This is a genomic window from Balneola sp. EhC07 (assembly GCF_001650905.1).
GTDB lineage: Bacteria > Bacteroidota > Rhodothermia > Balneolales > Balneolaceae > Balneola.
In genome coordinates this window covers 416,409-430,343 of the sequence record NZ_LXYG01000017.1, presented here as the reverse complement: position 1 = coordinate 430,343, position 13,935 = coordinate 416,409, and the positions used below count along the sequence as shown (strand labels likewise).

General features: G+C 38.8%; 16 protein-coding genes. 11 read left to right on the top strand and 5 right to left on the bottom strand.

Annotated elements, in window-relative coordinates:
* Positions 1-360: a VOC family protein gene (locus A8B79_RS11175; RefSeq protein ID WP_066222474.1), complete on the bottom strand. Its 360-nt coding sequence runs from the start codon at positions 358-360 to the stop codon at positions 1-3.
* A gap of 64 nt (positions 361-424) precedes the next feature.
* Positions 425-841 (bottom strand): hypothetical protein, encoded by a 417-nt coding sequence (locus tag A8B79_RS11170; RefSeq protein WP_066222472.1) that lies wholly within the window; start codon positions 839-841, stop codon positions 425-427.
* A gap of 225 nt (positions 842-1,066) precedes the next feature.
* On the opposite strand from A8B79_RS11170, the gene rplM reads away from it, so the two are divergent.
* From rplM to pyrH, 5 genes are all read left to right on the top strand, one after another.
* Entirely contained in the window at positions 1,067-1,510 is a 444-nt protein-coding gene (gene rplM / locus A8B79_RS11165) for a 50S ribosomal protein L13 (protein WP_066222470.1), read from the top strand.
* 12 nt (positions 1,511-1,522) lie between these two features.
* Positions 1,523-1,909 (top strand): 30S ribosomal protein S9, encoded by a 387-nt coding sequence (rpsI, locus tag A8B79_RS11160; RefSeq protein WP_066222467.1) that lies wholly within the window; start codon positions 1,523-1,525, stop codon positions 1,907-1,909.
* A 130-nt stretch (positions 1,910-2,039) separates the two neighbouring features.
* Positions 2,040-2,921, top strand: a complete 882-nt coding sequence (rpsB, locus tag A8B79_RS11155) for a 30S ribosomal protein S2 (protein ID WP_066222464.1) — start codon at positions 2,040-2,042, stop codon at positions 2,919-2,921.
* 30 nt (positions 2,922-2,951) lie between these two features.
* Positions 2,952-3,785 (top strand): translation elongation factor Ts, encoded by an 834-nt coding sequence (gene tsf, locus A8B79_RS11150; RefSeq protein WP_066222461.1) that lies wholly within the window; start codon positions 2,952-2,954, stop codon positions 3,783-3,785.
* Positions 3,786-3,866: 81 nt separating this feature from the next.
* Positions 3,867-4,586, top strand: coding sequence for a UMP kinase (pyrH, locus tag A8B79_RS11145; RefSeq protein ID WP_066222456.1), 720 nt, complete (start codon positions 3,867-3,869; stop codon positions 4,584-4,586).
* 73 nt (positions 4,587-4,659) lie between these two features.
* On the opposite strand, the gene A8B79_RS11140 is transcribed toward pyrH, so the two are convergent.
* Positions 4,660-4,869, bottom strand: a complete 210-nt coding sequence (locus A8B79_RS11140) for a cold-shock protein (RefSeq protein ID WP_066222453.1) — start codon at positions 4,867-4,869, stop codon at positions 4,660-4,662.
* A 294-nt stretch (positions 4,870-5,163) separates the two neighbouring features.
* Here A8B79_RS11140 and A8B79_RS11135 point away from each other — a divergent pair, with 294 nt between their 5' ends.
* The 6 genes from A8B79_RS11135 to A8B79_RS11115 all read left to right on the top strand — a co-directional run bounded on the left by A8B79_RS11135 (position 5,164) and on the right by A8B79_RS11115 (position 11,542).
* Positions 5,164-6,357 (top strand): GAF domain-containing sensor histidine kinase, encoded by a 1,194-nt coding sequence (locus A8B79_RS11135; protein ID WP_066222450.1) that lies wholly within the window; start codon positions 5,164-5,166, stop codon positions 6,355-6,357.
* Between the two features lie 104 nt (positions 6,358-6,461).
* Entirely contained in the window at positions 6,462-6,620 is a 159-nt protein-coding gene (gene rpmH, locus A8B79_RS15885; protein WP_076782585.1) for a 50S ribosomal protein L34, read from the top strand.
* Positions 6,598-7,029 carry a ribonuclease P protein component gene (locus tag A8B79_RS11130; RefSeq protein ID WP_066222447.1) on the top strand — a complete coding sequence of 144 codons (432 nt, stop codon included), beginning with the start codon at positions 6,598-6,600 and terminating at the stop codon, positions 7,027-7,029. Before rpmH ends, A8B79_RS11130 begins: the two co-directional genes overlap by 23 nt.
* Positions 7,030-7,041: 12 nt before the next feature.
* Positions 7,042-8,844 (top strand): membrane protein insertase YidC, encoded by a 1,803-nt coding sequence (gene yidC, locus A8B79_RS11125; protein ID WP_066222445.1) that lies wholly within the window; start codon positions 7,042-7,044, stop codon positions 8,842-8,844.
* A gap of 72 nt (positions 8,845-8,916) precedes the next feature.
* The gene (locus tag A8B79_RS11120) at positions 8,917-9,822 is read left to right on the top strand and encodes a DMT family transporter (protein ID WP_066222443.1); all 906 of its coding nucleotides are present in this window, start codon (positions 8,917-8,919) and stop codon (positions 9,820-9,822) included.
* 7 nt (positions 9,823-9,829) lie between these two features.
* Entirely contained in the window at positions 9,830-11,542 is a 1,713-nt protein-coding gene (locus A8B79_RS11115; protein ID WP_066222440.1) for an SLBB domain-containing protein, read from the top strand.
* Position 11,543: 1 nt separating this feature from the next.
* On the opposite strand, the gene A8B79_RS11110 is transcribed toward A8B79_RS11115, so the two are convergent.
* Together A8B79_RS11110 and A8B79_RS11105 are read right to left on the bottom strand one after the other, a co-directional pair.
* A complete protein-coding gene (locus A8B79_RS11110) occupies positions 11,544-12,434 on the bottom strand; it encodes a glycosyltransferase family 2 protein (RefSeq protein WP_066222436.1) in 891 nt (296 codons plus the stop codon).
* The gene (locus tag A8B79_RS11105) at positions 12,431-13,924 is read right to left on the bottom strand and encodes a flippase (RefSeq protein WP_066222433.1); all 1,494 of its coding nucleotides are present in this window, start codon (positions 13,922-13,924) and stop codon (positions 12,431-12,433) included. Before A8B79_RS11105 ends, A8B79_RS11110 begins: the two co-directional genes overlap by 4 nt.
* Positions 13,925-13,935 lie beyond the last annotated feature (11 nt).

Here is a 13,935-nt window from a genome sequence, read left to right as displayed (position 1 = left end):
TTATTCTTTTGCTTCAAAATTAGGGTTCTGGATAATGCCGAAAAGATTCCCAAAAGGATCTACTACCGTAGCAACATATACGTTTCCACCAACATGCATGATTTTCTCATCGGCGGTAGCTCCCAGTTCGATAAGTTTATTCCACGTCTCCTGTATATCTATAACTCCCCAGTAAACGATAGAACCTGCGGTTCCGGGAGTTCGCTCAGGTTGCAGTCCTAACTCATAGCCCCCGATATCAAAGCCGACATAAAACTCTTCGTCAAAATATGGTTGTTCACCTAAAGCAACGGAATACCATTCTTTAGCTTTTTTCAAATTCGGAGCAGGGTAAATTACTGTGCGTAATCCTTTAAACATGATCAATTAATTTGTTGATCATCAAAATGGTGAAATTCTGCGAGATAAGACAGAAGGCAGAATACTATTTAGGAGTTACTATAATTTTTGCTCTATAATTTCTTTTTGGCTCATCATTTGTTTTGCGTATTTCAGGACTTAAACTTAAAAACTCGATCTGATAATCACTTATAAATGACGCCGGCTTTTTTTGCCACGAATAATCCTGATCCGGATGGTATAGATTAATTTCTTCCTGCTCATTATCAACATCCAACAAAATAGTTGCGTCACCTGACGAAACACAATCAATATCTGCTACATTACAACGGAAGTCTGTCACATCCGCAAACCGTATAGATATTTCCGTTCCTCCAAAAGTCAATGTTTCTCCATGATCGATCTCGAATTCTTTTTGAAACTCAGGGGTGGGATTTGTAGAAGTTATATTTTCACTACATGAAAAGAACAGAGCAACCAACAAAATTGTTAAATATCTCATAGTATTCCGGCTTGTGAATTAAACATCAATTTAATCCTTATTTAGTAAAAATCAACTCATTTTGATACTAAGGCTCATGATTCGTTAAACTATTTTTAATGCAATACCCTGTTTAAATCGTTTAAAGGAAATTTCGAAATTAAATGTGCAATTAGATGTTGATACATAGCAGAATTACCCCTATCTTTTTCGACTTTCCAAGAAAACACAAAAACGAGTTTAATCGTGGATACTTTAAGTTTTAAAACATACTCAGCAAAACCTTCCGACATTGAAAAGAAGTGGGTTTTGATCGACGCTGAAGATCAGCCATTGGGCCGCTTGAGTAGTGTTGTAGCATCAATTTTGAGAGGCAAGAATAAGCCAACTTTCACTCCGCACATGGATACCGGTGACAATGTAATCGTTATCAATGCAGAAAAAGTGAAGTTGACCGGTAAAAAAATGACCGATAAAACATATTTCCATCACACATTTTATCCTGGTGGTGAGCGCTTTATTACAGCTGAAGATATGTTGAAAAAAGATCCTACCTCTCTTGTAATGAAAGCTGTTAAAGGTATGCTTCCGAAAACTAAACTTGGCCGTCAATTATTGACGAACGTCAGAGTTTATGCCGGACCTGTACATAACCAAGCAGCTCAGAACCCTGAAATCATCGAGCTTTAATCGATTTATAACATGGCACAAGCTAATTACATAGGACGAAGAAAAACCTCAACTGCGCGTTTGTATATCAAAACGGGAAAAGGTGAATTCTTAGTCAACAAATTACCAATAGAAGAATATTTACCTGTAAAAGCTATGCAGAACATAGCTACACAGCCAATGAACGTAACTGAACTTGAAGGCAAGTACGACATCAAAGTTACTGTACGTGGCGGTGGAAAATCAGGACAAGCCGGAGCAATTTCTCATGCACTTGCACGAGCTCTGGATGGTGAGAACGAAGAAGTACATGACGCATTGAAAAGTCATGGACTACTTACACGTGATGACAGAATGGTAGAGCGTAAAAAGTACGGTCAGCCAAAAGCGCGTAAGAAGTTCCAGTTCTCTAAGCGTTAATACATTTACGCAACAACAAATTAACCACACATATGTGGCGACTCAAAGCCTGGTGTTTCGGTCTTGAACCGGGATTGGTTTTTGGGATTGACCCACGTAGCGGATTAACCTAAACACATATCTTAATACAATGCCTAAAGCAGCTTCAATTGAAGAACTATTAAAGTCCGGTGCACATTTCGGTCACCTGACTCGCCGTTGGAATCCAAAGATGAAAGACTTCATCTTTATGCAACGCAACAACATTCACATCATTGACCTTAAAAAGACTCAACAGTATCTACAGGATGCTCTTGATGAAATTCAGAAACTTTCCCGTGCCGGAAAGACCATTCTTTTCGTAGGTACAAAAAAGCAATCAACCGAGATCATCAAAACAGAAGCTATACGTTCAGGAATGCCTTTTGTAACTCACAGATGGTTAGGCGGAATGCTTACAAACTTTTCTACAGTTCGTAAAAGTATCAGTCGTATGCAAGAGATCGAGCGTATGAAGACTGACGGAACAATGGATGAGCTTACCAAGAAAGAAGGTTTGATGCTTGAAAGAGAGCAGGAAAAACTGGAAAACACTTTAGGTGGTATTGCTAACATGGGCAGACTTCCCGGTGCAATTTTCGTAGTTGATATCCTTAAAGAACATCTTGCAGTAAACGAAGCTATTAAACTTCATATCCCTGTAATCGCTATGGTTGATACCAATAGTGATCCTGATGTACCTGATTTCATTATTCCTTGTAATGATGATTCCGCAAGAACGATCCAATTAGTTTCTTCACAAGTAGCTGACGCTATCATTGAAGGTGCAGCTGAAAGAGAAGCGCATCAAGAAGAAGAAGTAATGGAAAGTGCTGCTTCTGAAGCTAAAGAAGACAACGAAACTCCAGAAGTAAAAACAAAACTTCGTTCTCGTAAGAAAAAGAAATCAGACGATTCAAAGAAAAAAGCTGATGAGCCGACTGTAGAACCGGTTGACGCTAAAGAGTCTGCTGACACTGACGAAGAAGAATAATTTTAACTTTCAAAAAAACTATTCAGAGAAATGAGTATTTCTGCTGCTGACGTAAAAAAACTAAGAGACATGACCGGAGCGGGCATGATGGACTGCAAAAAAGCATTGTCCGAAACAGATGGCGATTTTGATGCTGCTGTTGAATTGCTTCGTAAAAAAGGTCAAAAAGTAGCTGACAAGCGCGCTGATCGTGATGCAAAGGAAGGATTGATTCTTTCCAGAGTTAGCGATGATGCGAAAAAAGCTGTAGCTATTGAAGTGAACTGCGAAACAGATTTCGTGGCTCGTAACGAAGATTTCCAGGCTCAGGCTGATGGCTTTCTGAACGCGGCTTACGAAGGTAACATCGACAACATCGATGACCTGTTAAAAGCTGAAGTTGATGGAAAAGCAATTGCTGACCACTTACAGGAAATGGTTGGAAAGATCGGTGAGAAGATCGAGATCTCTAACTGCATTCTGGTAACTACTGAAGGATCTATCATTGACTATATCCACGCCGGAAACCAACTTGGTGTTTTAGCTGAGTTTGATGGCGATGTAGAAAATGAAGACATCGCTCGCGACGTTGCAATGCAAGTTGCTGCAATGAATCCATTGGCTGTTACCCGTGATGAAGTTGACGCTACTACTGTAGAAAAAGAATTGGAAATTGCTAAAGAGCAATTGATTAACGAAGGTAAGCCTGCTGAGATCGCTGAAAAAGCTGCTCAGGGAAAACTTCGCAGATTCTACGAAGAGCGCGTTTTACTGGAACAAAAATTTGTTAAGGACAACGGAATTACCGTAAAACAATATCTGGAGCAAAATAACACTCCACTTATTAAGTCCTTTCGCAGAATTCAATTAGGCGAAGAGGCTTAATCAAATTTTCTTTACCTTAAGGCTGTTTTGAATTTTCAAAACAGCCTTTTTTTTGACCCATAATTTCAAAAACCAACTACAGTGGCAAATAAATACAAACGCATCCTTTTAAAACTCAGTGGCGAAGCACTTTTAGGAGCTCAGGGACACGGAATTGACGGAGATATACTCACTCAATATGCTGAAGAGATAAAAAGTGTACAGAAAGAAGGCGTTGAAGTTTGTGTAGTTATAGGCGGAGGAAATATCTTCCGTGGTGTAAAAGGAGCTACTGAAGGAATGGATCGTGTGCAGGGCGATTATATGGGAATGCTTGCAACGATGATCAACAGCATGGCTTTGCAGGATGCTTTAGAACAACAAGGCGTTCAAACAAGATTGATGAGCGCCATCAGAATGGAGGCGATTGCCGAGCCTTTTATTCGCCGGAGAGCAGTTCGTCACTTAGAAAAAGGTCGCGTAGTAATCTTTGGAGCTGGAACCGGAAATCCTTACTTCACCACTGACACCGCAGGAGCATTACGCGCCATTGAAATTGAAGCTGATGTAATTCTGAAGGGAACCAGAGTGGATGGAATTTATGATTCTGATCCGGAGAAAAATGACAACGCCAAAAAATACGATCGCATTACCGGTGATGATGTTTTAAAACAACGCCTGTCTGTAATGGATCTTACCGCGTTCACTCTTTGCCGCGAAAACAACACTCCGATCATTGTATTCAATATGAATGAAAGAGGGAATTTCAAGAAGATCGTGGTAGACGGAGAAGACGAAGGAACTACGGTTGTTTGGGAGTGATTAAATAACTTGTTCCATAAAAAAAGCCCGACCTCTTTCGAAACCGGGCTTTTGAAAATCATTGAATTAACGATCATTCAAGAACATACACATCTACTGCGCTGAGTCCTTTGTCCGTTTCTTCAATTTTAAATTCTACAGATTCTCCATCTTTGATACCTTCGTTAAATCCAAGGTTCTCGATGTTGTTTCTGTGCATGAAAACATCTTTGCTTCCATTTTCAGGTGCGATGAATCCAAATCCTTTTTCTGCATCGAACCATTTTACTTTACCGTATTCCATTATAAAAATATAAATATTGCTCACATGTACAGATCGTATTCACAAAAATTGTGAATTGTTATCATTTTCGGCTGTGAAAATTAAAAATTGTGTTTACAAACTAGAGAAGGGAAAACAAATACTGTACTAACTACTAAGAAATGCCGATACCTGACCTTTAACTTGCTTCCTTAAGGTCGCCTTTATTTGAACCAATCCCAAACGTGATACTATTCGTAACTTGGTTTTACATGAGATAAACATTGTGTATGTGATGTTTAAATCTCTATAATGGGTAAATTAAGATAGGTTATTATGGATACATCTAATATTTCGGGTAAGAATCGGGCTTCTTCACTTCTTGAACTTTCTTTGGACTACAACGAAAAGGACCGGGTACTGGCAAGATTTTCAGAATTGATCTGCCATATTTCAGGAGCGTTATACTCTCAGATAAATTTGATCGATGATGAAAACCAATGGACAGTCGCAGAATGTGGAATGGAATTTGAACATATTCCTGTGGAAGAATCTATTTGTTATATCACGATCAATAATGAAGAAATGTATGAAATTGAGGATTTTCGGGAAGACGATCAGTTTCAGGTTCATCCACTTGTAACGGGATCACCTCATCTTAAATACTACTTAGGTTTTCCTTTTAAAGATGAAAAAGGTGTTTTTATCGGTTCTTCTTGCTTGCTGCATACGGAAACTCTTGATCTAACCGATCAACAAATACATAGTTTAAAATTAGTCAATCAACAGGTAGCTGACTATCTGGTCTTGAAAAAGAAAGCTAGTGTTCAATCAGAGAAACTCAACAAACAGGAGAAGCTGGTTACTAAAACCCGGCATGATATCAGAGGTCCCCTCTCCGGAATTATTGGATTTTCCAGCCTTTTGGAAACTGAAATTGAGGATAATAAAACCCTGAAGAACATTGGCATGATCAAACAATCTGCTAAAAATCTGTTAGAATATGCGGAAGGAAGTCTTCAGTACGAAATAGACAAGAATGAAAATGAGTTTGGCACTTCTGTGTCTACAATCATTGACAGAGTAAGTTCTCTTTATTCCATGCAAAGTACATTAAAAGAAATTGATCTGCTTTTTGAAAATCAATGCACAGATAGTTGCTCGATAAATACAATGGCACCCAATCAGATCATTAACATTATCGGAAATGTAGTTTCTAACGCTATAAAATTTTCTCCCGTGGAAGGCTCTATTGAAATATCCTTTGGTAAGACTAAAGTAAAGGACTACAATTTCATTAAAGTTATCGTTGAAGATAACGGAACCGGGATTCCAAAAGAAAAACTGGAAGCACTGCATAAACTCGAGTATGTACAATCCCAGAAAACGGACTCGGGTATACAAGGATTTGGAATTGGTTTAGTGGAAGCACTTCGTTTATTAGACCAAAAAGGTGGTAATTTCTTGATCTCTTCTGCCATAAATGAGGGCACAAAAGTAGAGTTAAATTTCCCGGTTCAGGAAGAGTAGGCGTTTAAAATAATATTCAAAATATAGTTAAGATTTTCGGATATAATCCTTATATTTAAAGCCTTTTTCGGATACGAATTGAACGCAAAAAACATCCAAATCCAATGAAACGTACATTTCAACCAAGTAATAGAAAACGCAAGAACAAGCATGGCTTCAGAGAGCGTATGTCTACAAAAAACGGACGCAAAGTAATTGCAGGCCGACGAGCTAAAGGTCGCCACAAGCTGAGTGTTAGTGATGAGCGAAAAGGGGCAAAGTAACATAACTGTTGCTCCACCTCGTAGATTTACCTTACCTAAATCTCGAATCTTACGTGGTAAGCGAAACTTCCAGAATTTATTTTCCGGAACAGCGCTCATTAAATCACCATCGGTGAATCTTCGCTACACTGCGTTTAATACTTCTGAGTGGGATTTTAAAATCGGATTTATCTCACCCAAAAAAACAGGCAATGCTGTACAAAGAAATAATGCTAAACGAGTTATGAGAGAATCATTTCGTCTGAATCAGCATGAGATCATCCAGACCGTACAGGAGCTGGGCGTTGGTCTTCACTGTGTGCTCATTGCGCGTAATACAAATCTCAGATTTGCAGAAGTTCAAACTCATGTGGTAACTATGCTGGATGAACTCCGTAACCGACTGCTTTCTACAAATCAAACTATTTAAAACCGCAGACTTTTGGATAAAAACACCGCAACCGGACTTGGACTGATCTTTTTAATAATGGTGGCTTGGTTTGTTGTAAGCATGCCCAGCGAAGAAGAACGAGCTGCACAAATTGCGGAAAGAGCCCGACAAGACAGTTTAGCGCAAATCGAAGCTGCGGAAAGTGAAGATTTTACGCCTTCTGTAACTGATCAAACTCCATCTCAGCCAACGATAAGAGAGCAAGCCACTGATCAACAGGAAGCTAATGTTCCCCAATCCGGTATATTTGCCAGCAGTGAAGCTACAGAACGATCTCAATTTGTGGTTACCACTCCACTTTACACAGCGGTTTTCTCAAATAAGGGAGCCGGACCTGTTTCTTTTACGTTTTCAGAATATAATTCCTGGAGCGGAGTTCCTTTTCAACTGATCTCTGACTCAACAAAATCTGCATATAACTTTGGGTTTTTGACTACAGAAAACCTGAATGTAGATACTCAGAACCTTTTATTCAGTCAAATCACAACCGGTTCTTCTCTCACACTTAATGAAGGTGATACACGAGAGCTCAAATATGCTCTTCAGCTCAAAGATGGTCGCCAGATAGTTTACACCTACACTTTCTTGGCAGATACTTATGAAATCGACTTCGATGTTCAATTCATTGGTGTTAGTGATTATATTATTGGAAGAGCTGTAGATTTCGGCTGGACATCAAAGCTGAATGTTTCTGAAAAAGATAAAAAGCAGGAAGGCATAGATGCAGCTGCTTATGTATATCTTGGAGAAGAACTGGAAAAATTTAAAGTTGATGAGCCGGGACGTCAGGAAGAAACTTTTAATGGAAATATTGATTGGTCGGCTACCAGAACAAAGTTCTTTACACAATTTATTAAGCCACAACACCAAACAGAAAGTGCTTATCTGACAGGTGAAGTTACCGGTGAAAACGACGATCCTTTAACAAAGCATAAGTACACCGCTTCAATCACCTCTTCCATTCCAAGTGATGGAGCTCTTTCTTATAAGCTTTTTGTTGGTCCGTTGAAGTACTATGAGATCAAACAGGTAGATGAGCATGCTTATGACATGGTTGAAGTTGGATATAACTGGCTTCGCTGGTTCTCTGATCCCTTTGTTCGTTTTATTGTAATTCCTTTTTTCACATTCTTTAGTGGATTCATCAGTAACTATGGTGTACTGGTAATTATATTTGCAGCTGCTGTAAAACTGGTTCTCTCCCCTCTTACCTTTAAGAGTTACAAGAGTATGGCTGCAATGAGAGAGCTTCAGCCTCAACTCAAAGAACTGCAGGACAAGTACAAAGATAATCCGCAGAAGCAGCAGCAGGAAACCATGAAGCTTTATAAGAAGAATAAAGTGAACCCTCTGGGTGGATGTTTGCCTAATCTTCTTCAATTCCCGATCCTGATCACTCTTTGGAGATTTTTCCAGAATTCTATTCTGCTTCGCCAGGAAGAATTCTTATGGGCAAGTGACCTTTCAGCTCCGGATTATATTATAAACCTGCCTTTTTCTATTCCGTTTTTAGGTGATGCAATTGGTGGTTTTGTACTGCTTATGTCGTTAGCAATGGTATTTCAGAGCAGATTAACCGGCGGTATGAGTGGAGGAGGCGGAAGCAATCCTATGGCTCAGCAAATGAAGGTATTGCAGTACATTTTCCCGGTCATGTTGTTATTCATTTTCAACAGTTTTGCTTCGGGTTTAAGTTTGTATTATTTGATCTTCAACGTGTTATCGATTGTACAGCAACTTTATATCAATAAAACGCTTGGGAAAGGGGAAGAAACAACACCTGCAAAAGCATAATTGTTTCAGGATCTTTTTGCGATCGTTTCAGAAGGCTGATTATCGTATTTTCAGCCTCATAATTTTACCCGATTGATAAAAAAATATCTTACAGATCTAACTCTTATTGGTGTTGCTGTAATTTGGGCTTTAAATTTCAGCGTTGTAAAAATAGCGCTCAATGAATTTGACCCATACAGCTTTAATGCTATCCGCTTTTTCCTTGCCTTTGCATTGCTGTATTATGCAGCCAAAAGAAAGGGTTTTTCCCTCAAAGTAAAGAGAGAACATTTCTGGGCTTTGGTAGGTATCGGTCTTATCGGAAACCTCCTTTATCAAATGTTGTTTATAGTCGGAATAAACCTGACCAAAGCAGCTAATGCCTCAGTAATGCTGGGCACTATTCCAATTTGGGTGGCTTTACTATCTCAGTTCTTTACGGACGAAAAACTTACAACTGTAAAATCTATTGGGGTGCTCTTCGCTTTTTCAGGAGTGGCTTTGATCGTTGCAGGTGGAAATAATGAGATCTCATTTCAGTCTGAGACTTTTTTGGGCGATATCATCACTATTATGTCTGCAATCGTTTGGGCTGTTTACACTATATTATCCAAAAGGTATCTGAAGTTCTATAATTCCACTCAGTTTTCTGCATTCATGGCGCTTATTGGATTTATTTGTCTTTCATTGATCGGACTCCCATCACTGGTTCAAATAGATTGGAGTTCTATTTCTCCAAAAGCATATGGAGGTGTATTATATTCAGGCACGCTTTCTGTTGGAATTGCGTACTTAATATGGAATAATGGTATTGTAAAAATAGGAGCTGTTCGGACTGCGACCTATCAAAATCTGGTACCGGTTCTGGGATTGGTTTTTGGAGTGATTATTTTGGATGAAGTACTCACCCTATTTCAATATATTGGTGCTCTTTCCGTTATTGCGGGCATCGTAATGGCAAGACTCCCTGTATCTTTATACAGGGCTAAAATTAATTAAATACTTTATGTTCAAGCATCGCTTTTACACTCAATTTCTCGGCGTTTTATTTTTTCTTCTGATACCTTCTTTACTTTCTGCTCAAAGAAACGGGCAAAATGAGGATGCTTTTAATTTCGACCTCACAAAAGCATTACAGGGAATTTATTTTCAGGACCCGTTAGGTGCACAACTTGCTTCCAGAATCAAACCGCTTGAGGGAATCATTGATCGTGAAAGCTATGTATTAGGCTCAAACGACCTGATCTCTATTGAAATCGAGGGTACCCAAAAGATAATGGTTCGCGGTGTTCTCGTGAATTCTCAGGGCGATGTGATATTACCGTCTATTGGAGCAGTTTCAGTTGCTTCTCTCACTATTCCTGAAGCCGAAGAGAAAATTAAAACTGCAGGCGAAAGCGCTATAAGCAGTACTTCCGTCAGAATTTCTATTGACAGTCCTCGCCCAATAATTTTTCATGTTACCGGAGGAGTTCCTTATCCGGGAAAATATCTGACTTTACCACAATCAAGAATAGATCAGGCTATATTTTCTTCCTTAACATCGGGTAGCAGAGATTTATCCAACTCTATTCCTAATTCGAGTGATTTTCTCAAAAATGGAAATTACTCCTTCAGGTCTATCCAGATCTTTCATAATGATGGAACTAAATCTGAAGCAGATCTTATAGAATATTTCCGGACCGGTGATCTGTCGAGTAATCCTTTTGTTAAAGACGGCGACTTGATCAGTGTTACCCCAACCAATCGTGAAACTCCGAAAGTTAGTATTTCCGGAGCGGTAAAAGCAGACTTTGAATTCGAGTATAAAAAAGGAGACACTCCTGCTCTTATACTGGAACTTGGCGGTGGCTTTGAAGAAGTTGCTGACACCTCTAAACTTTATATTTACAGAAGAGGCGTCACGGGAATTGAACAAATCGTTGTTGAGTCTGATAACTGGGATTCTTTTCAACTACTCCCAAACGATCGGGTTATTGCACCATTTGGAGATGAATTTGATAAATCAGCTTCTGCATGGGTTTATGGTGAAGTAAATATTCCCGGTAATTTCCCTATTGAAAGCGGAACAACAACAGCACTCGAGTTATTGCAAACGGCTGGTGGTTTATCCCCTGATGCATTACCGGCTGCAGCCTATTTAGTTCGAAGTGGCGGGCGTAAAAATGAAATTCCAAATCAGTTCAATGCCGATCTGATGAAAAGAACTTCTGACCAATACCTTCAGGGTCTCGAGTATTTAGATGCAGAAACTAAACTTTCTCAAAATCAGGTTTTCATTGACCTTACTGACAATTCACAGCTACAAGGGTTAAGGATCTTTGACGGTGACCGACTTTACATTCCTAAAGATGATCAAACCATCTTTGTATTTGGTCAAGTCAACAATCCGGGATATTTCGGATACTCGGGCACCAAAACTGTAAATGAGTATATCACACAAGCCGGAGGGTTTGCGCTTTCAGCTGACAAAGAACGGATCTTTATATTGAAAGCAGGTAATGCGACCTGGTTTAAAGTTGGAGAAACAGAATTGAGTTCCGGAGATAAGATCTTTGTTGATCGGCAGCCTGTTGAAGAGCTTAATGCACGCAGGGCTTATGAAATTCAAAAAGCTCAACTCAAAAATCAGCGAACTCAATTGATCATGACCGGTCTTACCACCATTACAGGTTTGATCACTACGTACTTAGCAATTGAGAACTTCAGAAGGAACTAATTTAATTTCTGAATCTGTTTCTGAGTGTCTTCCCCAACTCAATAAATCCTTGTTTAGAAATAAACAGGGATTTAATCACATAGCTCAAGCCTGATAAAACCCTTAGCTTTTTGATCGATTCTATTCCATATCTATAGTAGTGATTCGATTTAAGCTTTCTAGATAAACTTGGCTCCAACCCAAATTGCTCTACATATTTTTCGCCTAATTCAATGGTTTTAAACATCATCCGCTTTTTATCTGCACTGTAATTCTGCTGATGTTCATGCCTGATACAAAGTACTTCATCTATGTAATCGAACTTATATTTATGGGCGATTCGTATCCACAGATCATAGTCATCCCCGCCCCAACGAATTGATTCATCAAACAAACCTACTTCTTCTAATGCCTTCCTTTTGACCATTGCAGTTGGTGAGGTTATCAAATTCCTGCTAAGCATTAATTCAAGATTGCTTTGTATACTTACCTCCGGTTCAATTTCTTTTTTTTGATCCGCTAGTATCCCCTGATCAGTTCGAACTTCTACATTTGAATAAATGAGACCAAAAGAATCATCGATTTCTAAAAACCTGTTTACCTGTTTTTCTAATTTATGAGGGAGCCATTCATCATCCTGATCAAGAAGTGCAATGAACTCACCAGTTGAGTTTTCAATTCCTTTGTTTCTGGTAGTCGGAATCCCAGAATTTGATTCGTTTCTAAGAAGTTTAATCCTGTTGTCTTCCAGATAGTATTTTATAATCTGTACTGAATTATCTGAGGAACCATCATCAATCAAAAGCAATTCCCAGTTCTCGTAAGTCTGGGCAAGCACACTTTTGATGCTTCTGTCCAGAAAATCCTGACCGTTATATACGGGAGTAATTATTGAAACAAGACCTTTATTCAATTCTTACCTCCGATCATTCCTTTTATGCGTGATCTTAAATTTTCATCAAAAACGTACATCCAAAAAACTAATGTGAGAATTGCTATAAGTAGTAATACTACTCCAACTTTTACCGAGAAACTCAAACCTGCGCCGGAAATGTAAAAGGATAAAGCTACAGGAATAATCGCTCCTAGTATAAGAGACAGAATACTGAGATCGACCTTAAATTTTCTGGTAGAGTAAATATGTAATAGAATAAAATCCAGTAACATTCTGGCTGAAGATGCATATGCCGCTCCAACAATTCCGTATTTATCGGTAAGCACAAACAGCAATACCAGAAACACCGGCAACTCTATGATATGAAATTTAGCAGTGATATCAGGCCTTCCTAATCCCTGAATAAATGAAAAGGGAATTCTGGCAAGAAAATTAAACAAAGCCCCAACTGTAATAATTTGAAGCACCAAAAAACTTTCTGTTGCAAAATTTTCGTCGATCCAAATTGTAAGAAAATCTTCTCCAAAACAGATAAAGACTATAGCGAAGATACCGCTGGCAAGGAGTAGAAGATTAAAACTTGCTTTGTAGATCTTTGAATTTTGTTCGTCGTTAAAATCCTGATTTCTTGAAAAAACAGGAAACAAGACTCCCACTAATGCACTTGGCAACATCCCCACTCGTTGGGTTATTTCGCTTGAAGTGGAATAATAGGCTACGTTCTCCATCCCTTCTTTTGAAGCTACGATCAACCTGTCCAGCGCCGTCATTATCGGGCTTATAATAGTTGATACCGTGATCCACCCTCCGAAACTGAACAAATTTTTTATATACTTTTTCTCAAATGATGTATCTGTAAGGCTGTAACTCATTTTTGAATTAGTGATAAACCTGTAGCAAACAAAATGAATAAATTTAACCGCGCTCATATAGGCGATGATATAAGCCAGATCTTTAGTGAACTCCATCAGAATTATAATTCCGAAATAAGTTATCGCTCCCAAAACGATTTGTACTAACGTAATTGATTTAAATTCGTGCAAAGCTTCCAGTACACCACGATAGCTGTTTATCATGATCGCGAAAGGGATTCCTATTGCCAGAAACGTTAATCCCCTTATAACTTCATCTAAGAAATCCTCAGGTGGTTTCAGAAAGTTTATAGTGATAGGTTCTGCGACAAGGTAGAATATCACTCCTCCAATAATACCCAGCAGAAATGTGAGTGCTACTCCCGTTTTGAAGATATCACCGATCTCTTTGTCTCTGTCTTTTCCAATTCTTTCGGAGATCAATTTTGTAATAGCGCGACCTAAACCAAGATCAAACAGATTGAAATAGCCTATAAAAACCAAAGCTATTGTAAATGCCCCGTACTTTTCTTCCCCTAACCCTTTGATGATGACAGGAATACAGATCAAAGAGATGATAATTGGAAACACTTTGCTTGCAATACTGAAAAAAGTATTGGAAACAATTCCTTTCGACGTGTATGCTTTATTGATCACGTTTAAAAATT